12 protein-coding genes are annotated in these 18,448 nt (G+C 43.3%); all 12 read right to left on the bottom strand.

The genetic code is table 11. The features are described from left to right. Positions 1-206: 206 nt before the first annotated feature. The 12 genes from BDE36_RS08005 to BDE36_RS07950 all read right to left on the bottom strand — a co-directional run bounded on the left by BDE36_RS08005 (position 207) and on the right by BDE36_RS07950 (position 18,292). Positions 207-1,289 (bottom strand): family 10 glycosylhydrolase, encoded by a 1,083-nt coding sequence (locus BDE36_RS08005; protein ID WP_141814450.1) that lies wholly within the window; start codon positions 1,287-1,289, stop codon positions 207-209. Then, positions 1,289-2,326 carry a carbohydrate-binding family 9-like protein gene (locus BDE36_RS08000; protein ID WP_211360915.1) on the bottom strand — a complete coding sequence of 346 codons (1,038 nt, stop codon included), beginning with the start codon at positions 2,324-2,326 and terminating at the stop codon, positions 1,289-1,291. The genes BDE36_RS08005 and BDE36_RS08000 overlap by 1 nt, the downstream gene beginning before the upstream one ends. A 68-nt stretch (positions 2,327-2,394) precedes the next feature. Next, positions 2,395-3,819: an alpha-L-fucosidase gene (locus BDE36_RS07995; RefSeq protein WP_141814449.1), complete on the bottom strand. Its 1,425-nt coding sequence runs from the start codon at positions 3,817-3,819 to the stop codon at positions 2,395-2,397. Positions 3,820-3,992: 173 nt separating this feature from the next. Continuing rightward, on the bottom strand, positions 3,993-5,900 hold the full coding sequence (locus BDE36_RS07990; RefSeq protein WP_141814448.1) for a SusD/RagB family nutrient-binding outer membrane lipoprotein: 1,908 nt from the start codon (positions 5,898-5,900) through the stop codon (positions 3,993-3,995). A gap of 16 nt (positions 5,901-5,916) precedes the next feature. Further along, positions 5,917-9,039: a SusC/RagA family TonB-linked outer membrane protein gene (locus BDE36_RS07985; RefSeq protein ID WP_141814447.1), complete on the bottom strand. Its 3,123-nt coding sequence runs from the start codon at positions 9,037-9,039 to the stop codon at positions 5,917-5,919. 35 nt (positions 9,040-9,074) lie between these two features. Continuing rightward, a complete protein-coding gene (locus tag BDE36_RS07980) occupies positions 9,075-9,986 on the bottom strand; it encodes an IS982 family transposase (RefSeq protein ID WP_420837438.1) in 912 nt (303 codons plus the stop codon). Positions 9,987-10,190: 204 nt separating this feature from the next. Then, positions 10,191-11,375, bottom strand: coding sequence for an ROK family protein (locus BDE36_RS07975; protein WP_141814445.1), 1,185 nt, complete (start codon positions 11,373-11,375; stop codon positions 10,191-10,193). A 174-nt stretch (positions 11,376-11,549) separates the two neighbouring features. Further along, positions 11,550-12,269 (bottom strand): copper homeostasis protein CutC, encoded by a 720-nt coding sequence (locus tag BDE36_RS07970; protein ID WP_161987575.1) that lies wholly within the window; start codon positions 12,267-12,269, stop codon positions 11,550-11,552. A gap of 133 nt (positions 12,270-12,402) precedes the next feature. Continuing rightward, positions 12,403-13,425 carry a glycosylasparaginase gene (locus BDE36_RS07965; RefSeq protein WP_235904552.1) on the bottom strand — a complete coding sequence of 341 codons (1,023 nt, stop codon included), beginning with the start codon at positions 13,423-13,425 and terminating at the stop codon, positions 12,403-12,405. Beyond that, a complete protein-coding gene (locus BDE36_RS07960; protein WP_141814443.1) occupies positions 13,422-14,594 on the bottom strand; it encodes an alpha/beta hydrolase in 1,173 nt (390 codons plus the stop codon). Before BDE36_RS07960 ends, BDE36_RS07965 begins: the two co-directional genes overlap by 4 nt. Before the next feature lie 19 nt (positions 14,595-14,613). Beyond that, the gene (locus BDE36_RS07955) at positions 14,614-17,073 is read right to left on the bottom strand and encodes a carboxylesterase family protein (protein ID WP_141814442.1); all 2,460 of its coding nucleotides are present in this window, start codon (positions 17,071-17,073) and stop codon (positions 14,614-14,616) included. Between the two features lie 163 nt (positions 17,074-17,236). After that, entirely contained in the window at positions 17,237-18,292 is a 1,056-nt protein-coding gene (locus BDE36_RS07950; RefSeq protein WP_141813799.1) for an IS110 family RNA-guided transposase, read from the bottom strand. Positions 18,293-18,448 lie beyond the last annotated feature (156 nt).

Genomic DNA, 18,448 nt, shown 5'->3' with positions numbered 1-18,448 from the left:
CCTACCGCGAGCTTTATAATTTATAAATAGAAGTCTGCCGTCCGATTCTTAGTTTCCGAGCGAATTCGCAAGAGTGTTTATCGTTTTAGCTTTGTAAAAATATAGGTAAATGATCAAAACCACAACTATTCATAAACCAATATACTTGAATTTATCACGCTAAAAACTAGCCCTTCGATATCAAGGGAAACGGCACTTAGCAACTCTCATGAGACGGTCTTTGTCGTCTCTGCTAACACTTCGAGTACCTCAACCGTTACATCTCCAAACAGCGAAATTCCTGCTGCTCCACTTCTCAACGCATACTCCATTCCCTTCCGAACTTCATCTTTACTCTTAAAATCAGGGATAAACAATCCCGCATAAAGTGGAAACTTCCCGTTAAGCAACCTCACACCCTCGGCTACGGCGTCGCCGATCCAAGCCACATCCTCTTTATAAAAACCATGATAGATCATAGGACAAACACCCGTAAGGTTCCATTTTGTCCAGTCCTGTCTAACATTTCTCCTCGCTACCTCCGGCGTCGGAAATACAGCTGCCGTGATCTGCTTTTTATGCGAGGATGCCACACCGGCAATTTCATTCACAATATCGGTTATGGCCTCATACCTGAATAAGCGCCAGGAAAGACTGGCTTCAGGATACTTGATATCGTTGATATCCTTACCCCGCCACTTTTTAAACTTTTCCCTGCACACGTCACAATAACAATAATCATATTCAGGAAGCTCACGCGTCTGTTCTATATGGTAATTGTCCCACAAGTTTACAGGAAGGACAACATCACAAAACCGCACATAGTCTAGATGTATGCCATCAACATAATCTTTACTAAGAATACTCTGAACATCATCCTTAAGGTATTGCTTTACTTCCTCGCGTGAAGGGCATAACCAGCGATAGTAATCAACGTAAGGAGGTTTATCAGCACACGACTCACCCTTCCGGTTTACAGCATACCATTCCGGATGAGCTGCGAGCAATGATTTCTCCCCCCGGTTCATCGTCCACATCCATCGGTGCGCTTCAAGCCCTTCTGACTTAGCCGCTCCGAAGTGCAACTCGCTATCATTTTCAAAGAAAATCCCCCTAATGCCTGCCTTATAATAACTATTGTACCGGGTTTTTAGTTGCGCTAAGGTATCCTCCTTATTTGGGTTCGTCCATACCCAGTGCTTCCTGCTTTTCTTTTCACTCACTGCTCCTGTTACTTCAGAAAGAGGTAATATTCCTGCAGCAATACCGGCTAAGCAACCCGACTTAAGAAAATTCCTTCTGCTTGTCATTATTCCGTTCTTGTAATTTGTACCAGTCCTTCTTCATTAATCTCAGCGCCCCCGCTATCCGAATCAATTGTCACACAAAACTGACTCGACGAGGCAAACATGGTCAGCCTGTTAATTTTGCTATCAATTTCAATTTCCGGGCTGATTCCCAAATCTTTCAAAGACTTTGCGTATCTCTTAGTTCTTCCAAAGTATTCCTTCTGGCGATAATATACAAGCCACAAATACCGTCTCTGCAGTTCACTATAAGGCATAGAAAATGAAGCTGATCCACTTTTGCTAAAGAGCAGATACCCCCATCGTTCCGGATAATGCATATTAATCACACCCTGGGGCGACCATACCCAATTGTGCTCAGGCAAGCTCTTTCCATCAGGACCCTTCCTTTTCCGGTAGCTACCATTTTTCACTTCACTATCCCACTCCACTCTGGAAAAATTGATGCGCCATAAATCTCCATCAGCAGGAACTTTCGTATCATTACCAATAGTCACAGCCTTGAAAGGAATCGCCATTTCCACCGTCCATCCCTTGTCTGTATCATAGGGACGATTAATAGTACCTAACACCTTCACCGCCGACCTTAAGCCGGGAGCATCCCAGCTGATGAGCGCGCCCGAATTGTTCCTGTATGGTTTTGAAAGGAACAAATCAAAAATAGTGTTCAGGGCATTTACTTCAATCTCAAAATACTGATGAGTATTATTATCAGGATCAATAAACACCTCAAAATCATTATCGTAAAAAACAACCTGATCACGTTTCGAAATATTTGCCCAAACATGAGGTTCCTCAAGTTCGGCAGCAACAAAAAGACAGGTGTCATTCCAAAGTATTTTCACCCTCGTCTTCAAAGGTGGATCGGGTTTCTTGTCCCCTTCAATATCCTTAAAAAAATCAGTCCACGGTGCATTCTTCCAAACATCCTCTTCAGTATTTCCGTCGATAACGGGCGGTTCACGAACATAACGCGCAACGTAATGCCGCGGTTCAGTAAATAGGTGATCAAGTCCTTTAAACGATACTTGTCCACTCACCGAATCAAACAAAAAAACCAATAAAACCGAAATGTATAAAAACCCCTTTCGCATTATATTTATACCCTTTACCTTCCTTCGAATGAAAATGCTAAAGCAGGTGTTGCTTTTGCCGATCCGGGAAGAGTTACCTTCACTGAATTGCCGTCGGTAGTCCATTTTACCTTGCTCCCTGTTTCCAGGAAGATCATCTCACTTCCCTTTCTCGGGATGTTACCTTTCCAGGAAATCACCTTAGGCAACCGAAATCCATCTTTCAGGCACACCATTGCAAAGCGGGTTTTTCCATCTTTGCTTTGGGTGAACCAAGTATCCTCATCTTTATAAGCCTTAGTTATTCTGGTATTATATATAGCTCTGCCATTGACGGATGTCCACTTGCCAATTTCTTCAAGGCGCTTTATTGCTTCGGTAGGAATAGTACCATCAGCCCCGGGTCCCACACCAAGGAGTAAGCTACCACCCTTAGCTACGATCTCAATCATTGAATGAATAACCTGAGAAGCAGACTTATATTGATCATTTGGAACATATCCCCATGCGTTTCCCAGCGTCATACAACTTTCCCAGGGATGATCCAGTTGCTTTTCAGGTATTTTCTGCTCAGGTGTCTGATAGTTTTCATATGGCCCGTGTACAGTTCTGTCGACAATTAAAAGACCAGGCTGAGCCTCTCTTGCCATCGAAGCTATCCCCGGCATATCTATATCCTGGCTCCATGCCGGTATTGCGGCTCCCCATGATCTAACTTCCTCATTCACCGTTTCCAATGGCCTCACCCATCCCCCGTCAAGCCATAAAATATCAACAGCCCCATAATTATGCATCAGTTCACCTATCTGGTTGTAAGTATACTGTTTGAACTGATTCCATCTCCATGGGTGTTTTCTGATATCATAGTTATTATTACGATCCGGAGTAGCATACTTGGGCCACCAATAGTATTCAGTATGCCAGTCAGGTTTGGAGAAGTAAGCTCCAATCATAAAATCCCGCTTCCTGAATGCATCAAAAACATATTTTGCCACATCAGCACGTGGGTTATTTTTAAACGGCCCCTGCGCAATACTAAAATCAGTTTGTTTTGTATCAAACATACAGAACCCGTCATGGTGCTTGGTAGTGAACACCAGATACTTCATCCCGGCATCCTTCCCTGCTTTAGCCCATTGTTTAGGATTAAATTTTACTGGATTAAACTCCTTACTTAGTCCCCAATACCACTTTTTAAAGTCATCGTAAGATTGCGTGCTATCCCTTTCTATCCAATCCTCCGAGCATAGAGCCCAGGACTCGATCATTCCCGGCACTGCGTACAGCCCCCAGTGAATGACCATACCGAATTTCTGATCCTGCCATTTATCGAGCTTCTGCCTTACTTTAGGATCGGTAGGCCATTGATAGTCTGCGGATTGAGGATGGACGTTCTGTTGGGAAAATAACCGCCCAGCCTGAAAAGAAAAAAGAAATATCAATAATAATAACCTATGCATTCACAATTGAGTTAAAAATTCCTGTCGATGTTGATACTAGACTATATCGATTTAGCCATTGCTGAAATCGACAATAATGTACAATGAAAAAATCCAAACTTCGATTTTACCAAGTAAGGGAGGCACTCCAAAGATGAAGTACCTCCCTCTAATATCACATTACTGATTTCTCGTTACTGCTTCTTAGCCCACCAAAGAGGTGTCAGAACTGCGTCAGAACCTCCGAGGTAGTCAACCGCTTGTTTGTATCCGGCCGGATTCGTATTTGGCAGCCCAGATGGATATTTCACGCGTTGCGGAAAAAACTGAACTCTGCTCGTCATATAATTTGCTTGTGTTAAAGCAGGCATATTAACCAACTGGGTTTCTACTGCTGGATTTTCAAAAAACGGCAAGCCCAATCTTCTCTTATCATTCCATGCTTCCAATGGAAGATAAGGCATATGGGCAAGATACTTCTGAGTAATAATCTTTGTTAAATGATCATTTTTGATATTCCCATTTTGATACAGATCGTTTTTAGGATACATTACAGTCGCAACACCGTCAGTACCTGTATAACCATCTTTAAAGTTCATTGTATAGCTTGCGGGAGGTTCGGTTGTATGATCCCATCTAACAGAGGTGCCCACTCTGTTGTAGTTTGCCGATTGCAGATAATCAGCGACAAAATCAGATACACCCCAATAAGAAAAATTCAAACTGATGCCCTTTTCATACGCTTCCCTACCACCAACCGGCGTTGTCCATCCTCGTACGTTAGCTTCTGCAAGCAAGAAGTAAGTCTCCCATGGAGCAAAGAAAATTCTCTTCATGCTATGATTTCTGAACTTTCTGCTCAAACGAGGCATTGTACCTTCGAATGTTACTACCTGATTCATTACACCCTTAGTACCCCAATTACCCGCAACCCTTGCATTCCAGGTATGTTTTGCTTCTATTTCTTTTACAACAGTTTCTCCATTGGCGCTCATCAAATTCCTTTTTGTAGTCTTTGAGTCCGTGCCATTATCGGTAAAATTAGGATCAGAAAAATTCCCAGGTATAATAAAGGTTTTATAAGCTCGTGGGTCAATTGAATATGGTAGGCCGTCAAACCAGTATCCTGCGGACGGATCATTGGTCAGCGTAGTGAAGTGGTTTGCAAACTTTAGTCCCATCCAATTTGCAGGCCTGATATAGGAGTGCAAAGAATCAGCCACCTGGTTCTCGGTTTTAACTCCACCTAATCCGAGGTAAATATTGTTTAATGAAGCAGAAATTAATTGTGTGTTCCATGTACGGCTCATTACCCCAGCCAAAGGATCCCAACCATCTCTTTCCTGCACCTGGAATGCATCATCCATTGTGATGATAAGGTCATTTTCAGAAGCCGCAGCAGCTTCGAACTCTGATTTCGCCTTAACGGCATCTACTTCAGACAAGCGCATTGCAAGGCGCATACGCAACGAGTTACCATACTTTTTCCATTTCTGGTAATTATAGCCATAAGCAGCGTCAAGTTTGTCGAGACCCGATGGATTGACTACCGAAATATCGATTTTAGATACCGCATCCTTCAGCTCGTCCATAATATAATAATATACAGTTTTCTCACTATCAAAACCTGGATTGACCCCCTGAAATGCATTAACAGCTATTGGTCCAAAGTTATCAGACATCTCACTCATTAAATAAGCCCTCCAAATACGCGCAACCTGAACAAGATTATTATCGTACGGCTTCGATACACCAGCCTCAACCTTTTTGGGAGCGATCTCAATAGCAGAGTTAATTGAATTCAACCATCCAGAGATCTGGTTATAATATTCTGTGGTCCATCCGTCGTCGTAGCCACCAGTAGCGAAACCAGAAACACTGTGTTGATGAGCCGCCGTTTTCCAATAAAGAATAAATGAACGCTCTGCCACACCAGGATCCATTTGGGTGCCAATAATGGAATTATTTATAAAATATTCTATTTGAACCTGTTCTTCACTCGCCGCTAAGGGGTCGTTATTCAGATCGTCAAATTTCTTACAGGATGTTATCAATAGCCCCGCTGTAAGAAGTATATATGAATTTTTGATTAAAGTTTTCATTTTCGCTCAGATTAATTTAGAACCCTAATGTTAAGTTAAATAAAAAGCTGCGGGTAGTAGGTGCACTTCCATTTTCGAAGCCTACGGCATTTGTTCCTGTAGCAAACACTGATTCGGGATCTATGCCATGCGTATTGCTTTTGATCATCCAGACATTGTTACAGGATAAGCCAAGACGAGCTCTCTGCAAAGGCGTTTTGGAAATCCATTTAGCTGGCAAATCATAGTTGAGTTGTATATTTCTCAACCTGATATTAGTCGCATCATAAAGATTTGCTTCTGTAATTCCTAAATTATTTATCCCTATTGCTTCCCAATACAACTGAGGATCAACACCAGTCGTATTTTTCACGTATTCATTAGAAGAGTTTAACACTACTCCATCTGCAATAATGTCTTCACGGGCGCCATTAACGACTGTTACAGCAGCAGTACCAGCCCTCTGCATGTTCACGTTTGTAGAAGAAAATATTTTACCTCCAAAACGCGCATCAACTAAAAATGAAAGTGACACGCCTCTGTATGCAACAGCGTTTGTTACCCCTAGTAAACCGGACGCCTGTTGATTGCCTAATTTAACGGGGTCAGGATTATGCACGGGCAAACCGTTTTCCGTTAACAGAAGCTCCCCATAGAAAGGGCTAGACTCGTCAGTAACTCTTCTAAACGCTGTACCGTAAATATCTCCATACTCTGAGCCGGTAACAGCTAAAATGCTTACATTATCAAAACCACCAAGAGGGTATTGCGTCACATTGTCTGTGATCCGATTGATTTTACTCTTGTTTGTTGAATAGTTCAAACCGACGTTCCATGTTAAAGACCTTGGATTATTCAATACACTGGCATTTACCTGTGCCTCAAATCCCTTGTTCTCAACATCCCCTGCATTAATCTTTCTTCGATTGTATCCGCTGAGAGGATCCATCGGTAAATCAATCAGTTGGTTAAGTGAATTTGTTTTATACCAGGCAATGTCGAATGTGAATCGATTATTCAAGAAACGCATTTCAGCACCAAATTCATATGATTTGATTAACTCATTCTTAACATTGGGATCAAACAAAGTTCCATTTTTTGTGGCTGTAGTATTGCCCAAAGGGTCTTTGCCGATGGTATAGGTATTATATAACTGATACGGCAGCATGTCATTCCCTACTTCAGCGTACGACGCCCTGATCTTTCCAAAACTAACCCACGCAGGTAAGGACTTGCCCATTCTAGAAAGCATATCTGTAAAGACTACTGAAAGGTTAACGGATGGATAAAAATAAGATTGATTGTCGGGACTTAGCGCAGTAGTCCAGTCATTCCTTAAAGTTCCATCAAGAAAGACATACCCGTCCCAGTTCAGCCCTACCGAGCCGTAAAGCGAATTGATCTTCTTTTCATAAAAATCCTCGGTCACTGTAGGAGAATTGATGCCATTATTTATATAAAAGAAATCACGAGCGTTTAATAGCCCGCTAGACGCACCAAAAAGGCTGAACTTCTGATTCATTAAATTACCTCCCCATGTTACAGTACCTCCTAATTTACCGAACACATTGTCCTTTGTAGCAGTAAACAGAGCGCTGTAATTGGTCTCCTGAAAGTTATTTTTTCCAATAGAGTATCTGCCGTTTGCAGCAATAGGGCTCCCTCCATACAATTTATCTTGATTATTTGTTGAATACATATCAGAGCCACCTCTGATTTCCCCGCTTAACCATGAATTAAACTGATATTTTAGCGACCCGCTCATGATATAACGGTCTCTGACATCATTATTTGTATTGTATCTGGTATTCCAATATGGGTTGATCTCCGTTGAAGCATCGCCATACCAATACATATTGTTATTACCATCGACTGCATTTTCAAACTCTGTAATATTGAGTGATCTGGGAAATAAATAAGTTATGTAAAAAGGGTTTTCATTTCTATTGCCACCAATTGGTCTGTTCTTTGCATCGGCTCTCGAGTATTGAACTTTTGTATCAGCAGTCCAGCGATCATTTTCTCCGAATTTGCTAACTGCACGTGCAGTTAAATTTGTACGCTTCAATTCAGCTCCTGGAATAATACTACTGTTATCCAGATGATTGAATGAAGTATAAACAGAGGTCGATTTATACTGCTGTTGCAGAGATACACTTTGATTGGACCATGATCCCCTCTCCATAAAGTTCCCAAGATTGTCATATGACGTTAAGGGGACTTGCCGTCCGTCCCAGTTTTGAACATTTTGGCCTTCGATTTTAGGCCCCCAGCTCCTACGGGATCTTTGATTGAATGTACCATTCTCTCCCTGACCAAAACTATCCTGCATTTCAGGCTTCATAAAAATAGATTCCACCCCAAATGAAGAATTCACATTAATGCCGAGACCTTTCTGCGCTCTCCCGCTCTTGGTTGTGATTAAAATCACACCGTTCCCCGCACGTGAACCATACAAAGCAGCTGCCGACCCACCTTTCAGTACGGTCATGCTTTCTATATCTTCAGGATTGATATCGGATAGCCCGTTACCCATATCGTTGGAAGGGTTATAAAAGTCGTTATTGGTAGCTCCGGTAAAATTATCTACCGGAACACCGTCAACAACAATCAAAGGCTGATTGCTCCCTGTAAGAGAATTGTTTCCCCTCAGCACAATTTTCGATGATCCAGCCGGCCCATTCGAGGACCTTACAACTTGTAATCCAGATACTTTTCCAGAAAGTGCATTTGCAAGGTTAGGCTCTCTTGCCTCCACAAGCGACTCGCCTTTAACTTCCTGGATAGCGTACCCTAGCGATTTTCTTTCTCTTTTAATTCCAAGAGCCGTCACCACCACTTCCGACAAAGCATTATTGTCCGACTCCAGTGTTACATTAAGACTATTAGCAGATCCTACCGGCACTTCCTTCGTTTTATAACCAACAAATGAAAACACCAGTACAGCGGTGTTCCCCGGCACTACAACCCTAAAAGAACCGTTTGGCGCGGTCTGCCCGCCAGTCTTCGTTCCCCTCACAACGAAAGAGGCAAAGGGCACTGGCTCTCCTTTTTCGTCTTTTACTGTTCCTGTGATAGTTCTTTGCTGGGCGGAGACCAGTGCTGTGAAAGCACTCAGCAACATACACAACAGAAATCGTTTTGTAATAATTACACGCATAAGTGATTTTGTTAATGGTTAACCCGTTGTGCGGTTTAAGCGGCAAGGGCATGTTTTAAGTGATTAATGGGTTTGTTGTTTTTGAAATTGATCAACTGCAGAACGGCTACGCCACTTATCTTTGAACACATCCTTGTGAAGAGCCCGCTGAGCGATTTTGCATAATTCCTTTTGATGTAAAGGTGGTCGCAAAGCTGAGAAAACAGAGTTTCCACTCTCTTGCGGACGTATCGGTAAGAAGGATTCCAGAGCGTTGTTCTTTTCTTCATATTATTCCTTAAAGGGGTGATTAACCGAATCCTGTCCTGTTCAAAAAGAGTGGTTTGATAGGGCAGGGATAAATATCCTTTATCTGCAATTAATTCACATTCATTTAGTTCCAGATTTTCAAGCTGGCTGAGATAGTGTACATCATGTACATTAGCAGCCGTTATTCCCATTGATACCGGAACACCGGCTTTCGAAATAATCAGTTGCATTTTGAACCCGTAATAATGCAGCCTGTGAGATGCATGATACCCTCTGGAAGGTTGTACATGCAAATCTTCTCTGCATATGCTGGTCCTGGAAATCCTTACATTCTGACAAATAGGAACAGGTACCGAATCTATAATAAACTGGTGGTTATCGGGATTGATTATTTCCGATATAGGTTGAGCCACCAGGGCAATATAATCCTGAAGTCTCTTTCGTCTTCTGTTGTAATTAGACCGGTCTATTAAATTAGGAAACTCCCCGCTATATTCTGTTCTAAGTTTAGAAAACAGCAGGTTTTCCGAGTCAATACCCAGTGCTTCGGAAGTAATAGACAAAGCAACTATCTCTATATCTGACAGTTTCGGCAAATTTCTGTACTTGAAGAAGTTGCCATCCGCTAACATATATTCTGTCAAAGCAAGTTTGCTAATCTCAAGAATCTTATCGAAATTGGTCTTTAAGTTGTGCATGTAAGAAAATATAGAATACTTTCTTAATTTACTGCTTATCAGTAACGTGCACAACTTTATTCCTTCTTCTTTTTTCATTTATTTACTTTTACTCAAACCGCACAACGGGTTAATGGTTAAAGAATTTGTGATTTGTTTGCTTTTAATAAGAGTACTCTTCTTATCTCAATATTTCTTTTTGTAACTTCCTGTATTATTGCATACTTAACGAAACGAACAATTGTCAACAACAAGATTTGCAGCTCCAAGCAGCTCTGCTTCACTACCCAGTTCTGACACAACTACAGTAGTCTGCTCAGCGATCTTGTGTATACAAAACTCATTAACAGCCTGCTGAATAGCCGGTAAAAACATTCTTCCCGCAACAGCACCCCGGCCACTTAACACTATCTTTTCAGGATTCATAATATGGATAAGTGTAGAGATCCCTTTTCCAAGAAGGAACGCCGACTCCGATAAAATCGATAGTGCTAATGGATCGCCCCGTCTCGCTGCTTCCAGGAATTGGTCGCCCGCAAGTTTGGTCTGATCTTCAAACAACGATTTTAAGACTGATTCGGCTCCCGATTCAACGGCTGATTTTGCCTTCTCCACCATTGCGAGTAAAGAGGTTTCTACTTCCAGACAGCCCCTTTTGCCACACGAGCATAAATTATTACTATTCGAAAGGGGAATATGGCTGAATTCACCTGCATAGCCGTTATGCCCGCGGAAAAGACGGCCATTAATGATCATACCAAGCCCCGTTCCCCATCCTATATTTACTACCAGTAATTCCTTGCAATCTGTACCAGCTCCAAATCTTAACTCCGTGAGCGCAATTAAACTTGAGTCGTTGTCTATGAATACTGGTAAGCCAATCTCTTTACTCAAATAATCCTTCAGACTGATTCTTTCCGTGTAAAAAAAGGATTCGTTAATCCCTTTCTCCGAATTCACAAATCCAGGCATCCCAACTCCTACGCCAAGTATCTTTTCCTTCGGCAAACCAGATCTTTCAACAAAGCTATTTATGAAAATGATCAGTTTGCTCAGACCTTCTGCATCCTCAAAAGGATTCAGATCCAATTGTTCCGCAGGACAGACACAGGTCTTGAGAAGGTCGAATATTGCAACCCTCGTGACAAGCTGGTCCATTGCTACAGCAACTATATATTTCGGCTTGTCCTTATTAAAAAGAAATACCGCCGGCCTACGTCCACCTGTTGAAGGGGCAAGACCATACTCAATTATAAAACCATCATTTACCAGCTCATTTACAGCTGATGTTATCACAGGAAGACTTTTAGATGTTAACTTGCTTAGTTCCGTTAAAGACAAGCAATCCTTATAATATACATTTCTCAGTATATCTTCTTTAAACTGTTGATTCTTTAAATGACCACTCATAATGTTAAAGTAAACTTAACTTATATTTTACAAACAAGCAAAAACTTTTTAATTTTTTATAAAAGTTCATAAAACTTATAAAGGAACAAGAAAACATGTGTAATTAATGCCAATAAAAAAGGCCTGAGATCTTTCTCAAGCCTTAAGCCTTATAATTCTTCTAGTAAAAGCTGATTATTGGGTCAGCAACTCCTTCATTATCTTAACAATGCTTTTATCAGTTTGATAAAATGATCCTATTACATTAGCTGTATTATTAAAAGTATATCGAGAATTCATTTCAATTTTAGCTGTGCTGTGAAACTCAGTACCACCACTACCCACAAGCATATCCGGTAAATTATCCTCCTTTATCCCCGATCCCGCCATCACAATAACCCTTCCGTCAGCGTGTTCGACAAGGTCTTTAATCACATCTATCCCCTCATAAACATGCGCGGCTCCCCCTGACGTCAGCACCCTCTCGCATCCTAAAGAAATGATATCCTCCAGTCCCTTCTTCATGTCGATACAACAATCAAAAGCACGATGAAAGGTTACCTGCATCGGTCTGGCTAGAGTGATAAGTTCAGAGCAGCGATCCACATCAATATTTCCGTCCCTCGTCAAGATGCCAAGCACCACCCCCTCACACCCCAGATCCTTACTCATTTGAACATCAGCCTTCATCACCTCAAATTCCTCTTCCGTGTACACAAAATCGCCTCCCCTCGGCCTGATAATCGGAAAAACAGGAATTCCCAGGAGATCCTTACACCTCTTTATTGTCCCATAAGACGGTGTAGTACCACCCTCCGACATATTATCGCATAATTCTATCCTGTCAGCCCCTCCACTCTGCGCCGCCAGCGCCGACTCTATAGAATTAGCACATATTTCAAGTTTATAATCCATATTAAATTCTGAATTCTTAATCATGGAACTCACCACCTACAACCCGCAACACGTACCTGATTCTTACCTCTTGATTCTTACCTCTCAATCTTCGCAACCTTCAACCCACAACATGCAACTCACAACATGCAACTCAATAATAACTCTTCCCCTTCACCACCAGTTTCTGATCCTTATCATTACAAACAGCATAGCTAAACCCCTTCTGGATGGCATAAGCCCCGTATTCGCCCTTTTTATTCAATGCCAGAAAACCAACCTGAATTTCCTTCGCAGTTTCGGGCTTCTTTTTGATAATCCTCATTACCGCCTCCTTGCAGGCTTCCTCCGGACTATATCCCTGTCGCATCAGTTCCACCACCAGAAAGCTTCCTACATTTCGGATCACTTCTTCCCCAACTCCCGTCGAGGTAGCTCCGCCCACTTCATTATCAACATATAATCCGGCCCCGATAATCGGAGAATCACCAACACGGCCGTGGAGTTTAAATGCCATACCACTGGTCGTACACGCACCCGATAAATTGCCTTTGGCATCTAAAGCGAGCATCCCGATGGTATCATGATTATACTGGTTTCCCGGCAAACGCTTGGGAGCAAACGATTTATTCTCGATATTTATAACAGGCTTATACTGCGAAGTTTTTAACCATTCTTTCCAGGCCTTTTCAGATTCAGGAGTAAGCAGATTCTCTTTCTTAAATCCCTGCTGGAGCGCGAACTGTAGGGCGCCTTCACCCACAAGCATCACGTGCGGAGTTTTCTCCATCACCTTCCTCGCAACAGATATCGGATGAACGATATGTTCGAGAGCTGCCACACTGCCGCAATTACCATTCTCATCCATAATACAGGCATCCAGGGTCACCTTTCCATCCCGGTCCGGGAATCCCCCCATGCCCACCGTCTGGTTCTTGGGGTCACCCTCCGGAACCCACACCCCCTGCTCAACAGCATCAAGCGCCCTGCCTCCGTTCTTTAAAATCTTCCAGGCCGCCACATTGGCCTCAACTCCAAAATCCCAGGTCGAGATAACAAGCGGTCCTTCAGCACCCAGACTTCCGCTCTTACCTAAGCCAGCAAATAAATTTGCTGACGATAAAATGGGAAGGCCAAGAGCCGACATCCCTAAAAACTTCCGGCGATTATATTTCATTGCTTTATTACCTTTCCCTTAACAATTACCAGTTCTGAAGAAAAGATCAGATCAGGGTCTTTTCTTTCGTCAATCGTTTTCTTTATTACAGACACCTTACGTTGAAGTTTTCCTTTAAAGATCTGTTTACCCAGATAATTCAATTTCACAGGCTTATCCAGATCGACCATTTTATCGTTAAGCCTGATGATCAGGGTATCACTGTAATTTTTAGCAACATCTATTTCATTGCCTTTATAGGAAGCCACTATTTCTCCCCCTGTTTTCACACTCTTCCGGGGCACTGCCAGCCAGTAGAAGCTCAGATGGTTTACGTCGTCCTGCTTCCATACCACCCTGGCGGGTAGCGGATTCCTCCGGAACGCAGCCATCCAGGGCACGGCAACAGAGTCTTCCCGGTTCATCCAGTGTCCCCTGCCTTCATGCAACTGCACAAAGTGCTTATATCCGCCCGGATCATCCTTGCTTAAGCTATCCAGAATTACCGACCACCTCCGGGCGATATCGTTCCGTTTATATGCACTGTCGAGAGCGCCCATGTGAATAGTAAATCCTATATTTCTTAAGCCCAGAGGAGAAGTCTCATTGGGATGTCCCGCCATCATAGCTGCAGCAGCCCAGCGATCGGCCATCCGCGGAGCAAGCTGATAAGTACCGTCTCCCCCGGCAGAATACCCCATAAGATATACCTTATTAGGATTTACACCTTCAAAGGCCACTGCTGCTTCAATCAGCCGGTAGAACAAAGTATCAATATGAGCTTCATGCCATAGATTCCAGGTGTTCGTAGGCGCTCGCGGCGCTACATAAACTCCTTCAGAAGGCGAATACAGCCTGATCTGGTTATTCCATTGCTGATCATTCAGTTCCTGGGTCGCATTCCCTCCTCCGTGCATAGAGATATAAAGGCTGCGCCCGTCTGCCGGCTTCTGTCCCGACACCTTGTACTTAAACTTCAGTGAATGATCGCCTACTCTCAGCTCCCTGCTATCCCACTCACTTTTCAGCTGTGTCGACAAGCTCTTCAGACAGGCCTGCCAGAGCCTCGAGCCGAGCTCATCTGCCTGCTTCTTTGTTAAACCGTACCCGGCAGCACTTAAAACTGGCTTAGTGGTCTGGGCTGTAACTGAACACGAAATAATTAATAAAAAAACTACAAGAACTCTCATTTTTATAATCAGCAAAACACTACGGTGCAAACACCACTTCTTTTCCTATTTTCCAGTCGTTATCATAAAAGCCAGTACATTTAACGGCGCTGCTTCCCGACTGCAGCATATCGATTCCAAAGATCATAAAATCCGGAAAACCGCTTGCCCCTGCAAAATACTGATTAGCTTCTGCGGCTTTCATCCCTTTAAGACCACTGCCGGCGACTACTGCAACCGAATTGGATCCTGTACTTTTTATGGGCCAAATATAATAAGCGCCAAGGTCATCCCCTTTCCATTCTTTACCGCCAACTTTAACCAGATTGCGGGATACCTGTATCGGGCAGCCCTTTAACAGCTTGTTATAAACACTGTTCGTCGACGCGTTACCATAAATAATAACGTTTCGTCCGGTATACCTATTTTCAGAGTACTCCTTATCGGGAATGATATCCACTGCTCCGTTCCCCCGGTAATACCAGGCTTCTGCGTCATACCGTGCTTTATTTAAACTCCACTCATTCTCTTCCTTATTGCCCTTCGTTCCGTAAACAAAAATCATCCGTTTACCAAAAGGCTCCTTGAATGTGCCGTACCGGTGCGGACCTTTCTGATCGGCTGAAGGCGCAGAAGTCAACGCCCACTCTTTATCTCTCTTTGAAAGGAATATGCTATCGCTGTTTCCTTTTGTAGTATAGCTCAGGGCATTCAGAGAGTCGAGCAGAATAGTAATATTCTTTCCTGCCCCGAAATCACTGAGTAAGAACTTCAGTGTCTTCACATTTTGCGTCGTTCCGCTTATCGTTCCGGCTGCTTTATCTCTTTGAAGTATAACGCGGCTGTATTCCAATGGATGCGTCTGCTGCAGGATCGAAACCCAGCGATAGGTCGAAGAAATACCCGGACTGGCGGTTTTAAAATCAACTACATTAACGGCTGTGTCGGCGAGCCGTTTGTGCCATTTAAAGAAGTCGAAGAGGGGTTTCCAGTCAACACTTTCACTTCCGTACCAATGACTTCCTCCAGGATATTCATAGTAACTAAAGTCAGGATGAAAATCAGCAAGTACTTTCTTCATCTGACGTGCGTATTCTACAGAAACTACCGGATCGGCATCTCCATGATTGATATACACGCCGAAAGGCTTATAATTGGTGGCAAGAGCCGGAACATCGCTTTGATTGCTCGATCTCAGCAGCATCTGTTCTGCTGGCGACGCTCCTTTATCAGGAATAAGGCCATCGGCTGATCCATATCCTTTAAGTGTAGGATAACCGGCGCAAGGTGCTATAGAAGCCCAGTTCCCGGGATACGTGGCCCCTAAGAACCAGGTGCCATGACCTCCCATCGAATGCCCGGTAAGATAGATCCGGTCCGGGTCTGGATTAAACTTATTCCTGGCAATGTTCAATACTTCTAAGGCATCCAATCTTCCCCAGTCTTCCCAGTTAAACCCACGGGGCCTGCGGTTAGTTGGAGCAACAAGTGTTCCCCAATCTTTTGCCTGATAGGCTTTAGCCTGTCCAATCGCCTCCACTCCTGCTCCGTGAACCGAGAAAAACAGGGAGGCGCCCTTTACAGATCCTCCTGTCTGAGGCGACACAGCGAAATATTGAAGACTGCCGTCTATAGCGCTGACAAACGTATTCATATACTTATCAGTCGCATTCACACATTCCAGTTCAACTTTGTTCTCGTCTACAGTCTTGCCGTTTTCTATAAGTTCTATCCTGCAATTTACCTTCCCGGCAGAAGTTACGTTACCTGCGTTCACATTAAACATCACCTTCCTTGTTGCTAAGGCAGGAACGGAGGGGATTTTAGTGATCATCTCTTTTCCGCCGACTGTACTCCTTATAGAGAGTCCTTTCTGCTCGATATTTCCCGAATTGATCACCACCACGGCGGCTTTCAGGCCACTGTTATCAGCACCTGCGATGATACTTGGCAGGGTGGAATCTTCCGTATTCAGCGTTACCGCCTTCGCCGGAAAAATAAGACGGGCAGATGAATACTGTCCTCGCACATAAAACTCATTCAGCCCTTTTTTTAATTGAACAGGAATATACATCCATCCCGATTGGTAAGGATCACCAAAATGAAGTATGCCGTTCACATAAACAGCGCTGTTTCCCTGAATATTCAAAAGGGCAGTCCTGCTCTCATCAGAAGAATACGAAAGATAAAGATACCCATTCCCCCAATAGCCCCGTCCGCCAAATTTCCCTGAAGAATCCGGCACAGCCTTCTCCCATTTCAGCTCAGTGCCCTGACTGTCAGAACCAAAAACTGCACCGTCAACAGGCGTCTTTAAAGACCCATTATACAGTTGCCAGGCAAGAGGATCAGAATACAAAGCCTCCCGCCCATAACGGTGCACCTTCTTTAAAATATAACCTTCTTTAAACTGGTAAGCGGACTGTCCACTAACAGCCCCTGAAACAAAAAACAATAACAGGCAACTAAAAAGCCTGCATACCCTTAACTTTATAATCATATTTCTTACGCTGACAGCTATAATCAGCTTAAGAGCTTTCAGCTGTCAGATTCTGTGTTAAGAACCAAATAATAAAATTAATTTATTTGTATTTTTGTATAACCAAGGCGGCCTTGAGCCAGCCTCTTTAGAGTAGCGGTCTGTGACTGCTACTCTAACTATTTTAAGCTGTTTGTCGTCGTTCCGCCTCATTCTTTTCTATCTGTATTTTTTGAAGATAATCTTTGTCGTATTCTTTGCCACTACGGTATAAGGTGTACATTAAAGCCAGTATTTTTCTTTGTACCGCCACGGCAGCTTTCATCTTGATTCCTTGTTTCTCCACTATCCTGAGATACACTGCTTTAAAGTGCACATCGTGCCTGATGGCTGTAAGCGCAGGGAAGTGCATCGCCTTTCTCAAGTGCCGGTTTCCTCTTTTAGATATCTGCGCTTTCCCCCTTACGGAAGTTCCCGACTGCTTTTCTTTGACGTCCAGTCCTGCGTAGGCGGTAAGTTGCTTCTGATTGCGTATCAGATCAAAGCCATTGGTTTCTGCCAGTACGGTCACTGCCGTAAGGGCACCTACACCTGGAATAGAGGTGAGCTGTTTTACAGTTGCACTCACTTTTTGATTTTTGGCAAGCATCTCTCTGATTTCCTCCCAGATCTCTGCGGCCTGGTCCTTTAATAGTTTAATCCGTTTGTCAAGCCGGATAAGCGTGCCTTCATTGGGCTCTGCTTCAGCCAGTTCTGCATGTTTTTGGTTTCGCAACTGGTTCAGCTCCTGCTGCAACTGGTCCCTTTCACGGGTAAGTTGCCTGAGTGTTTTATACAGCGGTGCAGGCCGCTTCCAATCATCCAGCTTACGTTCAAGGCCAAACAGACAGATGGCTTCGCTGGCGCTTTTGTCTGTAATGGTCCTTACTTTCAGGGTCCTGAAATAATTACTGATTTTATTGGGCAGGACAATACTCACTGCACATCCTTCCCCTGAAAGATAATAAGCCAAAGCTTCATGATACACTCCGGTGGATTCCATAACATAACGTACTTCAACCTGATCTTCACACTGTTTACTGACCCAGGCACGCAATTCATTAAAACCCTTACTGTTATTAGTGAAGGTCTTATGTCCTACGATCTTAGGGGTCCATTGCTGATCCATTTTTCCTAGTGATACAACTAATTCTTTTTGTGCTACATCAATGCCTGCTACCTGTTTTACTACGGTTTTCATACCAATCTTTTCTTTTTGTTTTGAAAGTGAAGGTCTCTCTCCGTTTTTTCTCCTGTTGGATATTCTGGATATACCCCAGGGGTATTCCTTACATTCTGTTCAAACTCTAAGAGAGTAAAAAAGGTGAGGCTGTAATCTGACTGCCTGCATACCTTT

The organism is Arcticibacter tournemirensis, from assembly GCF_006716645.1.
Taxonomy (GTDB): Bacteria; Bacteroidota; Bacteroidia; order Sphingobacteriales; family Sphingobacteriaceae; genus Arcticibacter; species Arcticibacter tournemirensis.
This window is presented reverse-complemented; position numbering and strand designations above follow the sequence as displayed.